Annotated in this window: 18 protein-coding genes; 4 read left to right on the plus strand and 14 right to left on the minus strand. The window is 47.4% G+C overall.

Translation table 11 applies throughout. The annotated features are described in order from the left end of the window. From Q0386_RS09565 to Q0386_RS09580, 4 genes are all read right to left on the minus strand, one after another. Positions 1-385, minus strand: a 385-nt coding sequence (locus Q0386_RS09565) for an ATP-binding protein (RefSeq protein WP_299030233.1), incomplete at its 3' end; no start/stop codon positions are given. Continuing rightward, positions 372-1,427 (minus strand): DNA cytosine methyltransferase, encoded by a 1,056-nt coding sequence (locus Q0386_RS09570; protein WP_299030236.1) that lies wholly within the window; start codon positions 1,425-1,427, stop codon positions 372-374. The genes Q0386_RS09570 and Q0386_RS09565, both read right to left, overlap by 14 nt. A gap of 66 nt (positions 1,428-1,493) precedes the next feature. Continuing rightward, positions 1,494-2,255, minus strand: a complete 762-nt coding sequence (locus tag Q0386_RS09575; RefSeq protein WP_299030239.1) for a polysaccharide deacetylase family protein — start codon at positions 2,253-2,255, stop codon at positions 1,494-1,496. Continuing rightward, positions 2,245-3,588, minus strand: coding sequence for a hypothetical protein (locus tag Q0386_RS09580; protein WP_299030243.1), 1,344 nt, complete (start codon positions 3,586-3,588; stop codon positions 2,245-2,247). Before Q0386_RS09580 ends, Q0386_RS09575 begins: the two co-directional genes overlap by 11 nt. Before the next feature lie 163 nt (positions 3,589-3,751). Here Q0386_RS09580 and Q0386_RS09585 point away from each other — a divergent pair, with 163 nt between their 5' ends. Further along, a complete protein-coding gene (locus Q0386_RS09585) occupies positions 3,752-5,041 on the plus strand; it encodes a lipopolysaccharide heptosyltransferase family protein (protein WP_299030246.1) in 1,290 nt (429 codons plus the stop codon). On the opposite strand, the gene Q0386_RS09590 is transcribed toward Q0386_RS09585, so the two are convergent. The 4 genes from Q0386_RS09590 to Q0386_RS09605 are packed head-to-tail and all read right to left on the minus strand — an operon-like array spanning position 4,989 to position 9,214. Continuing rightward, complete coding sequence (locus Q0386_RS09590) at positions 4,989-6,176, minus strand: glycosyltransferase family 4 protein (protein ID WP_299030249.1); 1,188 nt, start codon at positions 6,174-6,176, stop codon at positions 4,989-4,991. The genes Q0386_RS09585 and Q0386_RS09590 overlap by 53 nt on opposite strands. Then, positions 6,173-7,246 carry a glycosyltransferase family 9 protein gene (locus tag Q0386_RS09595; RefSeq protein WP_299030251.1) on the minus strand — a complete coding sequence of 358 codons (1,074 nt, stop codon included), beginning with the start codon at positions 7,244-7,246 and terminating at the stop codon, positions 6,173-6,175. Before Q0386_RS09595 ends, Q0386_RS09590 begins: the two co-directional genes overlap by 4 nt. Next, the gene (locus tag Q0386_RS09600; protein WP_299030254.1) at positions 7,233-8,285 is read right to left on the minus strand and encodes a glycosyltransferase family 4 protein; all 1,053 of its coding nucleotides are present in this window, start codon (positions 8,283-8,285) and stop codon (positions 7,233-7,235) included. The genes Q0386_RS09595 and Q0386_RS09600 overlap by 14 nt, the downstream gene beginning before the upstream one ends. After that, positions 8,282-9,214 (minus strand): glycosyltransferase family 9 protein, encoded by a 933-nt coding sequence (locus Q0386_RS09605; RefSeq protein ID WP_299030257.1) that lies wholly within the window; start codon positions 9,212-9,214, stop codon positions 8,282-8,284. Before Q0386_RS09605 ends, Q0386_RS09600 begins: the two co-directional genes overlap by 4 nt. A 133-nt stretch (positions 9,215-9,347) precedes the next feature. Between Q0386_RS09605 and Q0386_RS09610 the strand changes: the two genes are divergently transcribed. Further along, positions 9,348-10,379: a glycosyltransferase family 4 protein gene (locus Q0386_RS09610; protein ID WP_299030260.1), complete on the plus strand. Its 1,032-nt coding sequence runs from the start codon at positions 9,348-9,350 to the stop codon at positions 10,377-10,379. Positions 10,380-10,407: 28 nt separating this feature from the next. Then, positions 10,408-11,544 (plus strand): lipopolysaccharide heptosyltransferase II, encoded by a 1,137-nt coding sequence (gene waaF / locus Q0386_RS09615; RefSeq protein ID WP_299030408.1) that lies wholly within the window; start codon positions 10,408-10,410, stop codon positions 11,542-11,544. 268 nt (positions 11,545-11,812) lie between these two features. Here the strand turns inward: waaF and Q0386_RS09620 are convergent, their stop codons facing one another. From Q0386_RS09620 to gmhB, 6 genes are all read right to left on the minus strand, one after another. Beyond that, entirely contained in the window at positions 11,813-12,130 is a 318-nt protein-coding gene (locus Q0386_RS09620) for a YolD-like family protein (RefSeq protein ID WP_299030265.1), read from the minus strand. Beyond that, positions 12,127-13,389, minus strand: a complete 1,263-nt coding sequence (locus tag Q0386_RS09625; RefSeq protein ID WP_299030268.1) for a DNA repair protein — start codon at positions 13,387-13,389, stop codon at positions 12,127-12,129. The genes Q0386_RS09620 and Q0386_RS09625 overlap by 4 nt, the downstream gene beginning before the upstream one ends. Before the next feature lie 94 nt (positions 13,390-13,483). Then, on the minus strand, positions 13,484-14,050 hold the full coding sequence (gene gmhA, locus Q0386_RS09630; RefSeq protein ID WP_299030271.1) for a D-sedoheptulose 7-phosphate isomerase: 567 nt from the start codon (positions 14,048-14,050) through the stop codon (positions 13,484-13,486). Next, positions 14,040-15,443, minus strand: a complete 1,404-nt coding sequence (gene rfaE1 / locus Q0386_RS09635; protein ID WP_299030274.1) for a D-glycero-beta-D-manno-heptose-7-phosphate kinase — start codon at positions 15,441-15,443, stop codon at positions 14,040-14,042. The genes gmhA and rfaE1 overlap by 11 nt, the downstream gene beginning before the upstream one ends. After that, positions 15,436-16,422, minus strand: a complete 987-nt coding sequence (gene rfaD, locus Q0386_RS09640; protein WP_299030277.1) for an ADP-glyceromanno-heptose 6-epimerase — start codon at positions 16,420-16,422, stop codon at positions 15,436-15,438. The genes rfaE1 and rfaD overlap by 8 nt, the downstream gene beginning before the upstream one ends. Then, positions 16,419-16,922 (minus strand): D-glycero-beta-D-manno-heptose 1,7-bisphosphate 7-phosphatase, encoded by a 504-nt coding sequence (gene gmhB / locus Q0386_RS09645; RefSeq protein WP_299030280.1) that lies wholly within the window; start codon positions 16,920-16,922, stop codon positions 16,419-16,421. The genes rfaD and gmhB overlap by 4 nt, the downstream gene beginning before the upstream one ends. Before the next feature lie 170 nt (positions 16,923-17,092). On the opposite strand from gmhB, the gene Q0386_RS09650 reads away from it, so the two are divergent. Then, the gene (locus Q0386_RS09650; protein WP_299030283.1) at positions 17,093-17,398 is read left to right on the plus strand and encodes a c-type cytochrome; all 306 of its coding nucleotides are present in this window, start codon (positions 17,093-17,095) and stop codon (positions 17,396-17,398) included. The last annotated feature ends 30 nt before the right edge of the window (positions 17,399-17,428 follow it).

Raw genomic sequence — 17,428 nt, forward strand, 5'->3', positions numbered from 1 at the left:
TGTAATCTAGCTTAAAATTTATCCATTTTGGTTTATCTTTTACTTTTGTAAAAACTTCATATTTATTACCTATGCTAAAAGCGGCAAGCTTTCCTATTCCTTTTTTGCCCATAGGTTTTCTTTCTGGCAAATTATTAAAAACGGCTTCTGATTGCTTTGGATTGCCTATTCTGCAATATTTATTCCTTAGTTCATCAACACTCATACCTTTGCCATTATCGGCAATGATTATATATGATTTTTCTATTTGTATATCCACTTTAGTTGCATAAGCATCGTATGAATTTGCAACAAGTTCAGCTAATGCTGGTGGAGTAGTGCTATATAAATTTCTACCCAAATGAGTAACGGCATTATTTGCAGTTGAAAAACTAATTTGCTCCATCTATATTTCCTTGATATTGTTTTAAGTGTTTCAATATACTTTTGCCTATGTGTTCCCCTAATTTTGGTGGAACAGCATTGCCTATTTGCCTAGCAACTTTACGCATATTTATTTTTTCATCTTTATCTACAAATTTGTACTCCATTGGAAAAGATTGTAGCAAGGCGCCTTCTCTTAAGGATATTGCCCTATTTTGTTCTGGATGTCCAAATCTCCCAGTGCCGTAATTTATAAACTGAGTAGTTAAAGTTGGAGCAACATCATCCCAGCTCATTCTACCATACACAGATCTGTAACTTTGGCCACTTGCTTTTTTATAGCAGTTTGGCAACAATTCCTTATCCCAATCATGCCATGATCCTCCAGGCTTTGATTGTTTTATTCGCTTAATATTTATATCGTTTAATTTTGGGCTTATGTGAAGTTTATCTTTATTGTTTATTAAGACTCCGGCTTCTATTTTATCCATATTTAATATTACGTCCCTAATTACTATTTTGTCGCTTTCAGGAACTAGAAAATCTATATCACCAAATTTAGAAGCCAACAATAAAAGTCTCTTTCGTCTTTGAGCAACGCCGTAATCGCTGGCATTGTGAATTTTGAATTTTACACTGTACCCTTGTAGCTTTAAACTCTCTACAAAATCAGCAAATACCTTTTCTTTTCTGAGTTCTGGAACATTCTCCATAGAAACTATTTGTGGTGAAGTTTGCTGAACTAATCTTAAAAAATCATACAATAATCCCCAGTCTTTATGAGAGGATCTATCTTTTTTATTTTTTTGATGAGCTGAAAACGGCTGGCAAGGGGCACAACCGACTAAAATTTTAATATCAGCATTTCTAAATAATGCATTAATTTCATTGCCATTTACTTCACAAATACTTTTATGTATAAAAATCCCACCATTATTTTTTTCATATGCGAATTTACAACTTTCATCAAAATCAATGCCAGCTATAACATTAATTCCAGATTGTTTAAGTCCGCAAGTAAGTCCACCTACACCACAAAATAGATCAACAGCAGATATTTTCATAATTTACCATCCATAAAAAAGCTAATTGTATCTAAAAACAACTTTTTAAAATCTTTTGTTATAAATTTACGCCTTCTTTATCTTTGAGTATATCCCGCCCAAAATGTCGTTTTGATAGATAAAAAGCGTTCGCTTTAGCCATGCGGCGTCCTTTTTAGCGGCGATGCGCTTGATAGCCGATAGGTCGTCGTCGGGCCTGTTTACACCTCGCTGCGTCGTAAAAAACGCCTCGTAGCCTGCCTGCCTAGCTAGACGGATCAAATTTTCGTCGTATTTGCCGCGCGGCCAGCACAAAATTTTATCCTCGATGCCCAGATTTTCGCGCATAAACTCGCGGCACCGAGCGAAATTTTCCTCGGGCGGGAGCGCGCCGAAATACTCGTCAAAATGCGTGTGCGTATGCGAGTGAAAGTCAAAAATGTCCCGCATCGCCGCTATCTCGTCAAGGCTCAAAAACATGTCCTGCGGGCGCTCGGGGGCTGCTTTTTTGTATTCGGAGTGAGTTAGCTCTACAAACTCGCCCCGCCGCATGCTCGCACGCTCTATCCACTGCGTCACTAAAAATATCGTCGCCCGTAGCCCAAACTTGCGCAAGACCTGGTAGGCGTAGACGTAGTTATCCTTCCAACCGTCGTCAAAGGTGATGAGGACGCTTTTTTTAGGCACGGCTAGCTCGCCCTTTTTATAGGCGATAAATTCGCTCATCGTAAGCGTTTTATAGCCTGCCTCGGCGAGAAATCTCATCTGCGAGGCAAAATCCTCCGCGCTAGAAGCGATAAATCCGCCCTTTTTTAAAACGTGATGATACATCAAAACGCTAACGCTCAATGCCGCCTCCTTTAGCTCCAGCTTGCGAATTTGCCGCCAGTAAGACGAAAAATCCAAGCATATAAAACATATAAAGTATGCGTAAATTTATCGCCTCAAATAGCCCGCGCACGCCGAAATAACACACTAGCGAGATAAAAATCGCAGCAAAAAGCAGCTCGCGCGAGCGTAAAAAATGCCTAAACGCATACACCAAAAGCGAGATAAAACCGCCCAGTAGCAACGCCGTGCCGACCGCGCCGTAGTAGTAATAGTGCCCGATAAAAAACGGCTCGTCGTTAAACCAGTACCGCTCGCCGCTCGGCCGCGTCTGCATCATCGAGATATGTGCGCCTTTGTCCGCCTCGTCGCGCAAAAATGCATCGTACTGCTCCTTGCCGTATCCAAGCCCGGTTAGCGCGCGCGGACTAGCAAAAAGCAGCGGCAAGCGCTCCTTTAAAATCAAATCGCGCCCCGAGCTAAAGCCCGCACCCGCGATACGCTCTCTCATGCTCTCGTTTTCAAGATTTGCCTCGCTCACTAGCCCGATTTGCAAAAATTTATACATCGCCGTGGGCGAACTCAAAACCGCCGACGACGCGCCCGCGACGCAAACGGCGAAGATAACGGCAAAGAGTTTAAATTTACGTTTCGCCTCGCCGCCTAAGATATACAAACAAAAACCAAACATAATAAAACAAACCAGCATCGCGCCCCAGCTGCCCCTAACGCCGCTCAAAACGTCAAGCCCGACGGCCGCTAAACAAAGCGCGCCGCACGCAACCCGAGCCCAAAGTCGTCTAAAGATAAAAACTCCCGCCAGCGCAAAAGGCAAAAACCTATCCACGTAGTCCGCATACGCTCGGCGCACGACCCGCGCGTCAAATTCGCCCGCGCTACCAAGCCTTTCAAACTCGCTAAAAAGCGGCGCGGCGTAATAAACGCTAATAACCGCAAAGGCCGCTATCAGCGCGTAAAAAAAGGCTTTTGCTTGAGCGGTCTCGCCGTTTGCCGCGACGTAAACGATAAGCAAAAAAGCAAATCCGCGCCCAAACTCCCCAGCAGCGTTGCTCAGGGAATCAAACTGCGGCGCGTAGGGAAAAGCCGAGATCAAAAACGCATAAAAGGTAAATGCTATAAGACAAAACGCTGGCACGCGAGAAAGGCTGAAATTTACACCGACTCTTGCAGCAAATCGCGTCCTATCCGTGAAATAAAGCCAGATCACGCAGACAAGCGCGAGATAAAGCGAGATATTTTTCGCCGCCGTCATGCGCGGGATATGCTCGCAGGCGATAAAAACGCAAACAAGATATAAGGCGGCGTTTTGCAAGCGGTTTTGTAGCTTCGTCATTTTCTCCCTTAATTTTAAAACGCCCATTATAACGATAAAATCATTAAAATCCAGTAAGCGGTTTTTGGCTAATTTTTACTCGAAATCGCTCAAAAACCAGCCGTAAATTTATAAATTTATGCTAAATTTAGGCTAAATTCTATAAATAATAAAGGTCTAAATTTTGATATATTTTCTCATATATTTACTGATTTACCCATATCTTTTTGCGATGAAAAAGCTAAAATTTAAAGGCGAAAAAGGCAAAATTTTACTCATACAAACCGCTAAAATCGGCGACTACGCAAACTCGGCCGTGATCTTTGAAAAGCTGGGCAAATTTGACGTGCTCATCGACGAGATAAACCTAGCCTTCGCAAAACACGACAGCCGAATAGAAAAAATATTTACGATAAACGACGTAAGGCGTAAAAAGGCCTCAAAACTAGGGCTCGCGCTTGAACTTTTTTCGCGCAACTACGAGAGCGTCTACGTGCTGATGCCAAACAGTCTAAACCTCTTTTTGGCTCGCTGCACGCTAGCTAAAAACATCGTCGCCGTACATCACTACGCGGTATCCAGCGACTTTACTCTACTAGCGCTCGGCATGAAAAAAGTGCCGCATACTCTAAATGATCTCACGCTACTAACCTACCTAAAAACACTGGGCGAGAGAGAGCTAAAATATGAAAAATGCTTGCAAAAACCGCTCTTTATCCCGCAAGAAAATCTAATAAAAAGTGGCAAATTTAAGATCGGCGTAAGCCTAAGCGCGGGCAATAAAATGAAAACGCCGCCAAAACATACTTGGGAAAAAATCTTTGAGATTTTCGCCAAATTTGACTGCGAGGTTTATATTTTCGGCGTCGGCGAGGAGGCGGCGCTGCTAAAAAACCTGCTCGCGGAAAATGCGGACGAAAAGCAGGCAAAAAATCCTAGCGATAGGCAATTTTGTGCGGATTTGGCTGATAGCGATACGAGCGAAATTTACGGCAGCCCTGAAAATACAAACGGCAAGCAATCAAAGGCTCAAATTTGCAGCAAAAATAGCACTAACGACGGGTCAAATTTTAGCTCGCAAATCTGCGATACTTACGTGAAAAGATTTGGCGAAAACGAGCTAAAAATCATCTCTTTGATAGGTAAAATCAAGCTTGAGGAGTTGCCGTTTTATCTCTCACAGATGCAGCTTTACGCGAGCTCGGATACGGGCAACTACTACGTCGCAGATAGCGTTCGCACGCCCACAATCTGCCTGATGGGGCCTTGTTTTGCTAGCGAGCAAAGGGGCGTCGCCGACTCACTCGTGATCAGCTCGCATTTACCGCCCGTTAGCTCCGTGTTTAAAACCGTGCGGGATATCGACGCGAGCGCGTTTTTCGAGCTTAGCGACCAAAACCTCGCAGACATCGAGGCCTTCGTCAAAGTTCGCTATATATCCTATCTATCCCGCGAAGATAATTTTCTATGCTAAATGCCTTTATAACGGCATCGTCGGGGCTTTTTGAGGCTGGCTTACGCAGGCTCTCAAAGTAGGCTAAAAGCGCGTTCGAGCTTCTTTGAACTATAAAAAAATCTTGCTTTTTCGAGGAGATTTCATAAATCTCCCTTATGACGGCGATATCAGAGTACACGACGCCAAGCCCGCAACCAAGCGCCTCGATAACGACTCTAGGTAGCCCCTCGTCGCTGGAAAATCCAAGCACGTAGTCGCACGCGGCGTAAATCTCGTCCATCTTTGAAACAAAACCCAGATACTCGGCCTTGCCCGATTTTATCAGCGCATCAAATTTGGCTTTCGCGCCCGCTTTTAACTCGCCTCCGCCTGCAAAATAAACCTTTATATCGCTTCTTTTTAGCCCAGCAAGCGCGTCAAAAACCAGCTCGTGGCCTTTAAGCGTCAAGAAATTTGCAGGCATTACGATATTTATTTTTTCGGCGTCAAATTCGGCTTTTAGGGCGGCGCTTGTATCGTCGCCGCTGTTTTTTAAATTTGACCGAGAACGGCTCAAATTTTCATCCGTCTCAAACTTTTCCTGACCTAAAACAGGCGCCTCTACAGGATTATAAACCACGTTTTTAGGCATTTTTATCTGCGCGGCATAAAAATCGTAAGTAGCATTTGAAACGCAAACGGGCGTAAATTTTAGCCGCTTTAAAATCTCAAGCTTAAAAGGCTCGATAGCCGAGTTTTTGCGCAGATGCTGCACTACCGCGATATTTAGGGCGTTTGCGGCGGCGATGTAGGCGAGATTGGTTGAAAAGTGATTATTTAGATGAAGGATATCGGGCCGCACCTGCCGCAGCAAGCAAAGCGCGTAGTCGTAGTCTTTTTTATAGAGGTATCTTGCTAAAATTTGACAGCCTAGCGCGCGTAAAAGCTCTTTTTTTAGCTTTGAGGGCTGCTTTTTTGGCTCAAATTTTATAAATTCCGCCCCGGCTTCTTCGATGATTTGCGAGATTTTGCGTCCGCCCGCCTCGTAATCGGTCTCAAAAAACGCGCATAGCTCGTATTTTTGCTGTGCGGCAAGCCCACGCAAAAGATACAAAAAACTCTTCGTCCCGCCGCCGTATTCGCGCCCCGTATCGACGAACAAAATCTTTTTCAAATCATTTCCTTTAACATCTCCCAGACCTCATCTGCGCCTATTTGCAGCATGCACTCCTGAAATTTGCAGTTTTTGCCGACGCAAGGCGAACAGGTGCGCGGCTTTTTGATAAATTTATGGATATTTTCGTCAAAATCCGGGTTTGAATTTACGGGCGACGCGACTGCAAAAAGCCCGATCGTAGGCGTTTTTAGCGCGGCTGCAACGTGCAGCGGACCGGTATCGGGCGTGACAAGCACGTCAAGCCTAGCTATCAGCGCGGCAGCCTCCCGTAGGCTAAATTTACCCGCCGCATCTATCACGTGCGCGCTTCTTAACTCCTCGTCTAACTGCGCGGTCATCGCTCGCTCGGCGGGGCTGCCCGTTAGCACGATGACGGCGTCCGTGCGCTCCAAAATAATTCCCGCCAGCTCCCGCCAACGCTGCCAAAACCACTGCCTGGAAACCGTGCTAGCCCCCATCTGAAAGCCGATAAATTTGCGTTTGCCGTCTTTTTTTAGCATTTCATCGACGCGGGCGAAATCCTCATCGCGCAGATACAAATTTAGCCTCGTGTCGCTGCTTTCTACGCCTACGAATTTAAGCTGCTCAAGGCGGTTTAGCACGACGTATCTCTCATCTCCGTAAGGCTCGGGCGCGTTTGAGTGAAAGGGGCTAAATTTACTGCCGGCATTTGGCAGCTTAAAGACGTATTTGGCCCCGCTTAAAACGGCTAACGGAGTGGCCTCGGGCTCGTTTGAGTGCAGGATAAAGATGACGTCGGGTTTTACTTTTTTCAAAGCAAACAAAGCGCGCAAAAAGCCGCCCTTTTTGCCGTCATAAAGCAAAATTTCGTCGATATTCGGATCGGTTTTAAAAAGCGGCGCGGTAGAGGGATTTAGCAGCGCGACAGTGCGAACATGCGGGAAATTTTGTCGAAAGACGCGAAAAACTGGCGTGTTAAAAATCGTATCGCCAAGCGCGGTGTTGCTAAAAAAACAGACCGTTTGGACAGGCCGCGTAACCAGCTGCGTTTTGCTCACGCTTTTAAATCGCAAAATGAGCCGCGCCGCACTCTCAAAGAGCCTCATACATCGCTTCCGTCTGCGCAACCATCATCTCTATCGAGAAGTTTTGCACGATAAACTCCCTCGCGTTCGCGCTAAATTTAGCCCGAAGCGCCGAGTCTTCTATCAGCGTTTTTAAGGCCGCTTTGAGCGATTCTTTGTCGCCGTTTTTAAACAAAAGCCCCGTTTCGCCGCTACTTATCGCCTCGCCGATACCGCCCGCGTCGCTACCGATGCAAGGCACCCCGCACGACTGCGCCTCGAGCAGCGCCGTACCTAGCGCCTCCATCTTTGAAGGTAGCACAAAAACGTCAAAACTACCCAAAAACTCGCTCACGTCGGTGCGAGAGCCTAGCATGTAGATGTTTGGCGTTTTTATTTTTTTTAGATTTTCCTCCTGCGGACCGTCGCCGACCACGACCAGAGCGGTATTTGGCAGATTTAGCTCGCTAAAAGCTTCAAACAAAAGCTGATGATTTTTCGCTGCGCGCAAAACCGCCACGATACCGACTACGACGCAGTCAGCGCTCAAATTTAGCTCCGCTTTTATGTTTTTCGTAAATTTTGGATTAAACCTTGCCGTATCCACGCCCGTGTAGATAACGTCTATCAAATTTTTCCGCACGCCCTGCGAGACTAACTGGGCTTTTACGGCATTTGAGACGGCTACGATTTTATTGTTTACGTTGTAGCTAAATGCCGATCTAATCGGCGTTTGCAGGTGTCTAGTGCGAACGACTTTAGCGCCCGTTAGCTTTGCGACGATCGCGCCGATGTTGCCGTCCTTGCCCGAGTGCGTGGCGATGACGGAGATATTTTTTTCGCGCACGAAATGGCAAATTTTAAAAATTTCAAAAATATTATAAACCTTACTTAGGTTAAATTCTACAAACTCGCAATCAATCGGCTTTTCAAAGCTTTTTGAGCCCGGATTTAGCGCGTAAAATACCTTAAATTTATCCTTATTTAGCCCGTTTATGACGCGCTGCGTGCGGTGCTCCTGCCCGCCGAATCCTAGCGAGCTTTCAAGCTCCAGGATGTTGATTGTGTCTGCTTTTTTCATATATTTTTGACCGCCTCGTAGATTTCCTCGTCCACTACGTCCTGCGCCATTTTGCTGGCGCTTTGCAGCACGGTGCACTCCGCTCCGCCGTAAATGGGAGCCCAGCGAGCGGCGTCCGTTTTGCCAAGCACCAGCACAGTTTTTACCCCAAGTGCCGGAGCTAGGTGCGCAACGCCGCCGTCAAGCGTGAGGACAAATTTAGCCGCCTGGATATAGCCGGCTAGCTCGTCTAAATTTTTAGTCGAGGCAAACTCTACGCCCGCTTCTTGCACTACTTTTTCGCCAAATTTTATATCCTCCGCGCTAACGGCGACGCGTCCGAAATTTTGTTTTAAAAACGCCAAAATCCGTAAAATTTTAGCCTCGTCCATACGGTTTTGCTCCACTCTCGAAGAGATATGGAAAAATACGAAATCCTTAAATTTCTCGCTTTTAAAGCTCGGTACGTAAAGCGTCTTTTCCCCGTCAAATTTCGCTCCCAGCGGTGCGACTAGTTCATAGCAAAGCAGCACCTCGTGAGGCGGTGGATTAAAGTTTAGTTTATGCGTTATTAATGAACCGCCCTCATTTTGCTTTGCCGCTCCTATCGTCATTCTAGCTGCGGCGGCTCTGGCAAATATCGCGGCCGATGGCGAATAAGCGCTCCTAAAAATCACGGTCGCATCGTATCTTTCACGGCGAATTTGAAGCAAAATTTTACATTTTCCCCAAAACGCCCGCACTTTTGCCGCCGCTCCTTTTACGTGCTTTGGTTTAGTGTAGATATAGATTTTATTTAAAAATGGATTGCCGCGAACGACGCATGCGTTTAGGCTGTTTACCACGATGTCAATTTGTGCGCGCGGATGAGCCTTTCGCAGCGCTTCAATCGCTGGCGTCGTGCAGATGAGATCGCCGATATTATCGTTTCTAACGAGCAAAATTTTCACGATTTTCCTTTTTTTGCGCGATTATACCCATTTTACGCTTATACTTATTTACGCCCGCATCCGACGCACGTCTGGCATAACCTAAAATTCATCAAAAAACTTATAAAATACCGCTAAATTTTAAAAGGCGAACATGAAAAAAATAGTATTTTTAAGGCTCGATCTGGACGCTATCGGCGGGGCGCAGAGGGATCTCTCAAGGCTCGTCAAGGCTCTAAAAGACTCGGGCGTTGCGTGCAAGACGCGCGGATTTAACGGTAGCAAAAAGCTAAGCTCGTGGATCAAAGCCCTACGTTTTAACTCGCAAGCCAAGCGGCAAAAGGGCGCGGACGAGATTTATTTTAGCCTTGAGCGTATCACCTGCGCCGACATCTACCGCGCGGGCGACGGCGTGCATAAAGTCTATATGAAAACCAAGCCATTTTGGTTCACAAATCCCCTAAATTTCGTCATTCCCTACCTTGAAAAGCGCACTTTTAAAAACGCTAAAAAAATCATCGCCAACTCAAATTTCATAAAGCGCCAAATTTGCGAGACCTACGGCATCGCCGAGGAAAAGATCGCAGTCATATATAACGGCGTAAATTTGCCTATGCGCGTGCAAAAAGGCTCGGCAAAGCTCGCTCTTTGCGAGGAATTCGGGCTTGATTTTCACCTACCGACGCTGCTATTTGTCGGAAGCGGCTTTAAACGCAAGGGCGCGGAGGAGTTTTTACGCATCGCGGCTCGCCTAAAAACCCGCGTAAACTGCCTAATCGTCGGCCGCGACAAAAACGCCGCCCGCTACAAAAATCTAGCCAAGGAACTCGGCCTAAACGCCGTATTTACGGGCGCGCAAAAAAGTGCGGCGAGATTTTACGAAGGTAGCGAGCTGTTTTTGTTCCCGACGGCGTACGAGCCGTTTTCAAACGTCGTTTTAGAGGCGCTTAGCTACGGCTGCGTCGCTATCACGACCGCTCAAAACGGCGCGGCGGAGATACTGCCCGAGGAGTTTGTGATGAGCTCGCCCCAAGACTACGACATCTGCGCTCTGATCGACGAGATCCTAAACGACGACGAGCGGCTAGCAACGCTGCAAGAGCGAAATCTGACGCTTGCTAGCGAGTTTAGCATCGAAAAAAACGCGAACGCGACGCTGGAGATCATACGTGCGAATCTTGATTGAGCTGCCGACCTGGCTGGGCGACGCCGTGATGGCGAGCGCCGCGGTGGAGGCCATCGCAAAGCACGCGGCGGTTGACGCGGGAAATTTGACCGGCAAATTTGCGGACCTGGGCGAGCGTGACTTTAGCTTTTTATCGCAAAATTTCGGCTCCGTAACACAAGAAATACAAATCTTTAAAAACGGCGCGGTAAATTTGAGCGATAAATTTGACGCGGACGGCGGCGTAAATTTGACGGCAAGCGCGCAAGAAAATCAAAACCCGCAAAATTTAAAAAAAGAGGCACGAGAACCCGTCAAAATCGTGTTTTTCGGCTCGTTTGCGGCGTGCGAGCTTTTTAAGGCTTACCCAAACTGCGAATGCACCATAGTGGACGATAGTAAAAAGGCCAAATTTAGGCTCTGGCGGCTATTTTGCCAGGCAAGGGAGCTTGGCAAATTTGACGCGGCGTTTAGCTTTAGAAGCTCGTTTGCGAGTAAAATTTTACTTTTCGGAGCGAGGGCGGGGCGAAAATTTATTTTCCAAAAGAGCAACGATAGCGCGCATCAGGTACAAAGATACCTAAAATTCGTCAAATCAGTGCTAAATTTAAAACGCGCAGACGATGAGCTGAAGCTTTACTTTAAGCCGCATAAATTTGACGCGCCCGTGCTCGGGCTAAATCCAGGTGCCAACTACGGAAGCGCCAAACGCTGGTATCCGGCCTACTTCGCGCAGGTGGCGCTGCACTTTAAAGATAAATTTAAGGTTATGATTTTCGGCGGCGCGGGCGAGCGGGATATGTGCGAGCAGATCGAGCGAATTTTACGCGAAAACGGCGCGGAGTGCGAAAATCTAGCGGGCAAAACGAGCGTGCGCGAGCTTTGCGAAAATATCGGCGGCATAGGGCAAAGCGGCGGGATATTCGTCACGAACGACAGCGGCCCGATGCATATCGCCGCAGCCTACAAGACGCCTACGATAGCGCTTTTTGGACCGACGAGATTTACGCAGACCTGTCCGTGGCGCAATGAAAACGCCCGTATCCTGCGGCTAAATTTAGAGTGCATGCCGTGCATGAAGCGCGTCTGCCCGCTAAAAACCCACGCCTGCATGAAAGATCTCTCGCCGCAAGCCGTCATAGAAACGATCGAACGAGAATTTCTCGCCGAAGCGGCAAAGAACTAAAAATTTGAGTGCGCGGCTTTTTCTCAAACGGCCGCAAATCAGCAAAAGCCCCGCTACTCATAATGGCTTTTATAAACGGCGCGCGATCAAATTTAACGCACGCAAAGCACGTCTTTTGGAATAGCGCAAGGCCGATCAATCAAGGCAAATTTTACTATACCGATTTTTAGCGCGCTTAGGATTTCGCTGCATTTTAGCCGTCAAGAAAAGCGGGGGCAAAGTAAAATTTGTGCCGTACATATCGTCTCGCACACCGCAAAATTCCGCCTCACAAAACAACCTCAACCTCGTAAATATCGTCAAATTTAACTCTCGTCTTTACCACAGTTAAACTTTTATCCATCAAATTTACGTTTGAGACTAGCCCCTCTATATTCGCGTAGCCCTGCCCGTCGTGGTATGTGATTTTTACCTTGTCGGCGGGCTTTAGTTTGCTTATTTTGTTTAGGATCTCTTCTATCTTAGACTCGTCCAGATCTAGCTTTTCGCTCTTTTCTCGCTCCTGCGCTTTTAGGGCTTTTTCTAGAGTTGAGAGAGGGTTAAACGAGCTAAAGATTTTGGCTCTATCTTTTGCTTTATCTTTCATTCGCCGCTTTTGTGCCCTCCTATCTTTTTGTTTCTATCTCGTCCGGTGGCCTCAGGTAGCAAATCGATGGCCCTTAGGATGGAGTTTTTGCCGTATTTTTCTTTTATCTTGTTTAGGGTTTTTAGCACCGTTTTTTCTTTTGAGTTTTCTTCTTCAAAGAGGCTTCTTTCGGTTTTGCTTTCCTTTACGACGTCGTTTGCAGATATGCCGATTTGCCTGATGAGGCCTGCGTTTTTTATCTTTTTTAGATATAGCTCCTGCGCCGAGCTCATGAGCACGCTAGCGATATTGCTAGGCGTTTTAAACCTTACCGTGGCTCTTTGCGTGGGTTCGTTTTTGTCCGCGAATTTGATATTTATCGTGAGCCCGTTAGCTCGCACTTCCTCGTTTATCATCTTTAGAGCTAGCCTATCGGTCATCTCTTTTAGCACGATTAGAGCCTCCAGCCTCTCGTAGTCTCTGGGTAAAATTTCCGAGCTAAAGTATGATTTGGTTGAGGGCTTATAGGCCTTGATATCAGCTATAGTGGTAGGCTCGATGCCGTTTGCGTGATCTAGCGCGATGTGTGCGTCGATACCAAACACCTTTTCTAGCAGGCTAAAAGGAGCGTTTGCCATATCCTTCATGCAAAATATCCCGTATCGCTCGAGCTTGGCCCTAGTTTGCTTGCCTATACGCCAAAAATCATTTAGCGGCTGATGCGTCCAGAGCTTTTCTTTATAGAGCGTTTCGTCTAAAAATGCGATACCGTCCTCGCTGTGTTTGGCTAGGATGTCAAGTGCGATTTTAGCCAGATACAAATTCGTCCCCATGCCGCAGGTAGGCGTTACGCCAGTGGTTTTTAGGATATCGTCCATTATCATCTTTGCCATGGCTCTAGCTTCTAGTTTATAAAATTTTAGATACGACGTGAGGTCTATAAACGCCTCGTCGATGGAGTAAACATAGATGTCCTCTTTGGCGACGTATTTTAGGTAGATGCCGTAAATTTTAGCCGCGTAGTCGATGTAAAACTGCATCCTTGGCGGAGCGATTATATATTTGATATTTTTAGGGATTTCAAACAGCCTGCATCTGTTTTTTACGCCAAGAGCCTTTAGCGCAGGACTAACGGCCAAGCACACGCTGCTCTCGCCTCTGCTGGCGTCTGCGACGACTAAATTTGCCTCAAATGGATCAAGCCCTCGCTCCACGCACTCGACCGAGGCGTAGAAGGATTTTAGATCGATGACGGCGTAGGCTAGAGTTTGGGTTTTCATGGGTGATTAAATTTGCTTGCGCGCTAGGCGGAGTTAGAGAGCAGCTGGGCGGGCCAAATTTGACTCCGCCGCCGCAAATGCTTTTAAATTTAGCCTAAAACGCATCGTCGATAGCTTGGCAGATGATATGCCCTATCATGATATGCATCTCTTGGATGCGCGGCGTATCGTTTGACGGTACGACCAAATTTAGCTCGCAAAGCTCGTTCATTGCGCCTCCCGTGCGGCCGCTTAGTCCGATCGTCTTGATACCGATTTTTCGCGCGAGCTCGAGCGCTTTTACGACGTTGCCGCTGTTTCCGCTAGTAGAGATCGCTATGAGCAGATCGCCCTCGCGGCCCAGAGCCTCCAGCTGACGCGAGAAAACAAACTCATATCCGTAGTCGTTGCCGATCGCCGTGAGTGCGGAAGTATCGGTCGTTAGAGCTATGCCAGCTAGTGCGCCGCGCTCGGTTTTATAGCGGCCCGTTAGCTCGGCTGCGATGTGCTGCGCGTCTGCAGCACTTCCGCCGTTTCCGCAAAGTAAAATTTTACCGCCCGCCTTTAGCGTCGCTACCGCCGTTTCGCAGGCTTTTTTGATGTCAGCTTCCAGCGCAAACGTCGCCTTTATCGTCGCTAGATGTCCCTCTAGTTCGCTTTTTATCATCTCTTCAGTCTTCATTTTTTATCCTTTTTATCGTCGCGCTCGTGCTTTTGCCCGCTACAAACTCCACTAGCCGCACGTCTTTTACGACGCTGCTGCCGACGACTTCTTTACCTTCGTAGTCCGCGCCCTTTACGAGCACATCCGGACGCAGCTTTTCGATCAAATTTAGAGGCGTGAGCTCATCAAATATCGTCACGTAATCAACCGCCCCAAGCGCCGCCAGCACGGTAGCGCGATCAGCCTGCGAATTTACGGGGCGAGTGTCGCCCTTTAGCGTGCGCACCGAGGCGTCGGAGTTTAGCCCGACGACTAGTATATCGCCAAATTCCCGCGCCTTAGCTAGATAGCTCACGTGCCCAGCGTGCAGGATATCAAAGCAGCCGTTTGTAAAAACCAGCCGTTTTTCGCCGCGGTTTGCCAGCGTCGCAGCCAGTTCGTCCGCGCTTTTGATTTTCTCCTCGAAGCCGGCCGCGTTTTTACGGCGTACTAGTTCGTTTATCTCCTCAAAGCTTGCGGTCGCCGAGCCGACCTTAGCCACGACGACTGCGGCGGCTAAATTTGCCGTCTCGATCGCCTTTTTGATACCTTCGCCCGCACCCAGCATCACGCCCAGCGTCGCTAGCACCGTATCTCCCGCGCCCGTGACGTCAAAGACCTCTTTTGCCAGAGCGGGAAATTTTACCGCCCGCCCGTCCTCTAAAAGCGCGATGCCTTCCTCCGAGATCGTGATCAGCGAATGGGTCAAATTTAGCTCGTTTTTTAGTAAATTTAGCGCCGTAAAAAGCTGCTCGTCGTTTTCTATTTTAAAACCCACAGCCTCGCCCGCTTCTTTTTTATTTGGCGTTAGTAGCGTAGCGCCCTTATATTTCGAGTAGTCCGCGCCTTTTGGATCGATTAGCACGGGTTTGCCCGCATCCGCACATGCCTTTATGAGTTTTTGGCACAGCGACGGCGTCAGCACGCCCTTGCCGTAGTCAGATAGCAGCGCGACGTCGTAGCTCTCTAGCGCGCGGGCGAAATTTGCCGCCAGCTCGTCCTCGCAGGTTACGGCTTCGACGCTTTCTTTATCTATGCGCACGACTTGCTGATGCGTCGCCATCACGCGGCTTTTTATCGAGCTTGTGCGTCCTTTTTCTCTTTTTATAAACTCAGCCCTAGCGCCCTGCTCGCACAATATCCGCTCGATCTCGTCGCCCGTCTCATCGTCTCCGAGTACGCTCATGACGCCTACTTTAGCGCCTAATGAAAGCAAATTTAGCACCACGTTGCCCGCTCCGCCTAGGCGTTTGGTTTCGTTTTTTATCTTTACCACTTGCACGGGAGCTTCGGGCGAGATACGCTCGCAGCTACCCCAGATATAGTGATCGAGCATCAGATCGCCCGCGACCAAAGCACGTACTTCACGCATTTATCTCTTCCTCGTATATCCTTTTTATCTCGGCCGCGTAGTCTTTTATGCCCTCTTCCAGGCTAAATTTAGGCTCGTATCCCAGCGCCTTTTTAGTCGGCTCGATGTCTGCTTGCGTATGGAACTGATAGGAGCGCGCGTATGGATTTGGGATGTATTCGCAAGGTAAATTTGACCCCAGCTCGCGTTGCAAGATATCTACGATCTCTTGGAAGCTTCTTGCCGTGCCCGTAGCCGCGTTATACACGCCGCTAGCAGCGTTTAGGGCGAGCAGGTTTGCCTGCACGATGTCTTTTATATAGACGAAGTCGCGCTTGATTTTGTCGCTACCATCAAAGAGGCGCGGATTTTTCCCGCTCAAAATTTGCAGACCGAACTGCAGCACCATCGAGGCGGTTTTGTTTTTATAAAACTCCCTAGCACCATAGACGTTAAAGTATCTCAGCCCCACGACCGCTACGCCTCTTTTAGCATATTTTTGGCCCAGATCGTCCATTTTTAGCTTTGAAAAGCCGTAGACGTTATTTGGCGCTTCGCATTCGCCGACTCTTTGCGGGCTTTTTGCGTTGCCGTATGTGGCGCCCGAACTTGCGTATATCATGCGCGCGCCCGTTTTTTCGCAGATATCTAGCAGGTCTTTAAAGCTATTTAGATTAGTCCTTATTAGCTCGCCTTGCTCGGTTACCGTGGTATCAGAGATCGCCGCCTCGTGAAATATCGCGTCGGGGGCAAATTTTTCGATCATGGCTAGCGTTTTAGCGCAGTTTATGTCGCCCTCGTAAATTTCGCCCGAAAAGCCGAGCAAATTTTTAAAATGCCCGAAGCTTTTTAGATTGCCGTTGCTAAATTTCTCGTCGCTTCTAAATTTATCCACGGCGAGCACTTCTACGTCTTTTAAATTTTCGTCAAAATAATGCGCCAAATTTGAGCCGATGAAGCCCGCTGCGCCAGTTATCACGACCCTTTTTATATCTTTCATATTTTTCCTTCTTTTTTTAAAAACTCCAGCGCCTCAGCCACGCTTTTTAGCCGGTCGTCCAGCTTTAAATTTATCCCGACGCCGGCACTCTGCCCCGCCTGCACGTCGCTATCCTTGTCGCCTATCATGATTGAGCGCGCAAGGTCGATGTTTAGCTCGTTTGCGGCTTTTATCAGCATGCCTGGCTTTGGTTTACGGCAAAAGCAATCAGCTTCCGGAGCGTGCGGGCAAAAGTAAATTTTTTCTATCTTTACGCCCTCTTTTTCAAACTCGCCCAGCATAAATTTGCAAAGCTCGTCAAACTGCTCTAGCGTGTAGTAGCCTCGCCCGATGCCTGATTGATTCGTCACCACGACTAGCGCGTAGCCAGCCTTGGCAAACTCTCTCAAAGCAGCGAAAATACCCTCTTTAAAAACGAAGTCCTCGCGTCTATAAACATAGCCCGCATCCTCGTTTATCACGCCGTCGCGATCAAGAAATAGCGCCTTTTGCGGCTGCATTTTAAGCTTTGTTTTATCCATGGCGAAAATTATACAAAAAAAATCTAAATTTAACCGAAAATCGCCGCCAGCGCCGCAGTATAAACTAATATAACTAATATAAAAAAATAATGTAAAATTTAGCTTTTAAGACTATAATACGCCTGCAATTTTATCAAAAAGGATTGAAAATGAAAAAGCTTATCATTGTTTCAGGTGCAGCCGCATTGCTAGCGGGTAGCCTATTTGCCGCTGACGGCGCGACCCTTTACAACAAATGCAAAGCCTGTCACGGAGCCAAAGCCGAAAAAATGTATCTAAACAAAGTTCCTGCGCTTTCGTCTCTTTCTAAAGAAGAGATCGCTGAAGCTTTAAAAGGTTACAAGGATGGCAGCCTAGATAAATTTAAGTCTTCTGCAATGATGAAACCTCTAGCAAAAGGTCTTAGCGACGAGGATATCGCCGCTCTTTCAGAGTACATCCCTACTCTAAAATAGTCCCTTCGGCGGAGTTTTCCGCCGATTTTT

The organism is uncultured Campylobacter sp. (assembly GCF_938045625.1).
Classification (GTDB): domain Bacteria; phylum Campylobacterota; class Campylobacteria; order Campylobacterales; family Campylobacteraceae; genus Campylobacter_A.

Bases quoted from the DNA above. Each gene is read 5' to 3' on its own strand.
- Q0386_RS09570 (WP_299030236.1), bottom strand. From the start codon at position 1,427: ATGAAAATATCTGCTGTTGATCTATTTTGTGGTGTAGGTGGACTTACT.
- Q0386_RS09580 (WP_299030243.1), bottom strand. From the start codon at position 3,588: ATGACGAAGCTACAAAACCGCTTGCAAAACGCCGCCTTATATCTTGTT.
- Q0386_RS09595 (WP_299030251.1), bottom strand. From the start codon at position 7,246: ATGAGGCTCTTTGAGAGTGCGGCGCGGCTCATTTTGCGATTTAAAAGC.
- Q0386_RS09600 (WP_299030254.1), bottom strand. From the start codon at position 8,285: ATGAAAAAAGCAGACACAATCAACATCCTGGAGCTTGAAAGCTCGCTA.
- Q0386_RS09610 (WP_299030260.1), top strand. From the start codon at position 9,348: ATGAAAAAAATAGTATTTTTAAGGCTCGATCTGGACGCTATCGGCGGG.
- waaF (WP_299030408.1), top strand. From the start codon at position 10,408: ATGGCGAGCGCCGCGGTGGAGGCCATCGCAAAGCACGCGGCGGTTGAC.
- Q0386_RS09620 (WP_299030265.1), bottom strand. From the start codon at position 12,130: ATGAAAGATAAAGCAAAAGATAGAGCCAAAATCTTTAGCTCGTTTAAC.
- Q0386_RS09625 (WP_299030268.1), bottom strand. From the start codon at position 13,389: ATGAAAACCCAAACTCTAGCCTACGCCGTCATCGATCTAAAATCCTTC.
- gmhA (WP_299030271.1), bottom strand. From the start codon at position 14,050: ATGAAGACTGAAGAGATGATAAAAAGCGAACTAGAGGGACATCTAGCG.
- rfaE1 (WP_299030274.1), bottom strand. From the start codon at position 15,443: ATGCGTGAAGTACGTGCTTTGGTCGCGGGCGATCTGATGCTCGATCAC.
- rfaD (WP_299030277.1), bottom strand. From the start codon at position 16,422: ATGAAAGATATAAAAAGGGTCGTGATAACTGGCGCAGCGGGCTTCATC.
- gmhB (WP_299030280.1), bottom strand. From the start codon at position 16,922: ATGCAGCCGCAAAAGGCGCTATTTCTTGATCGCGACGGCGTGATAAAC.
- Q0386_RS09650 (WP_299030283.1), top strand. From the start codon at position 17,093: ATGAAAAAGCTTATCATTGTTTCAGGTGCAGCCGCATTGCTAGCGGGT.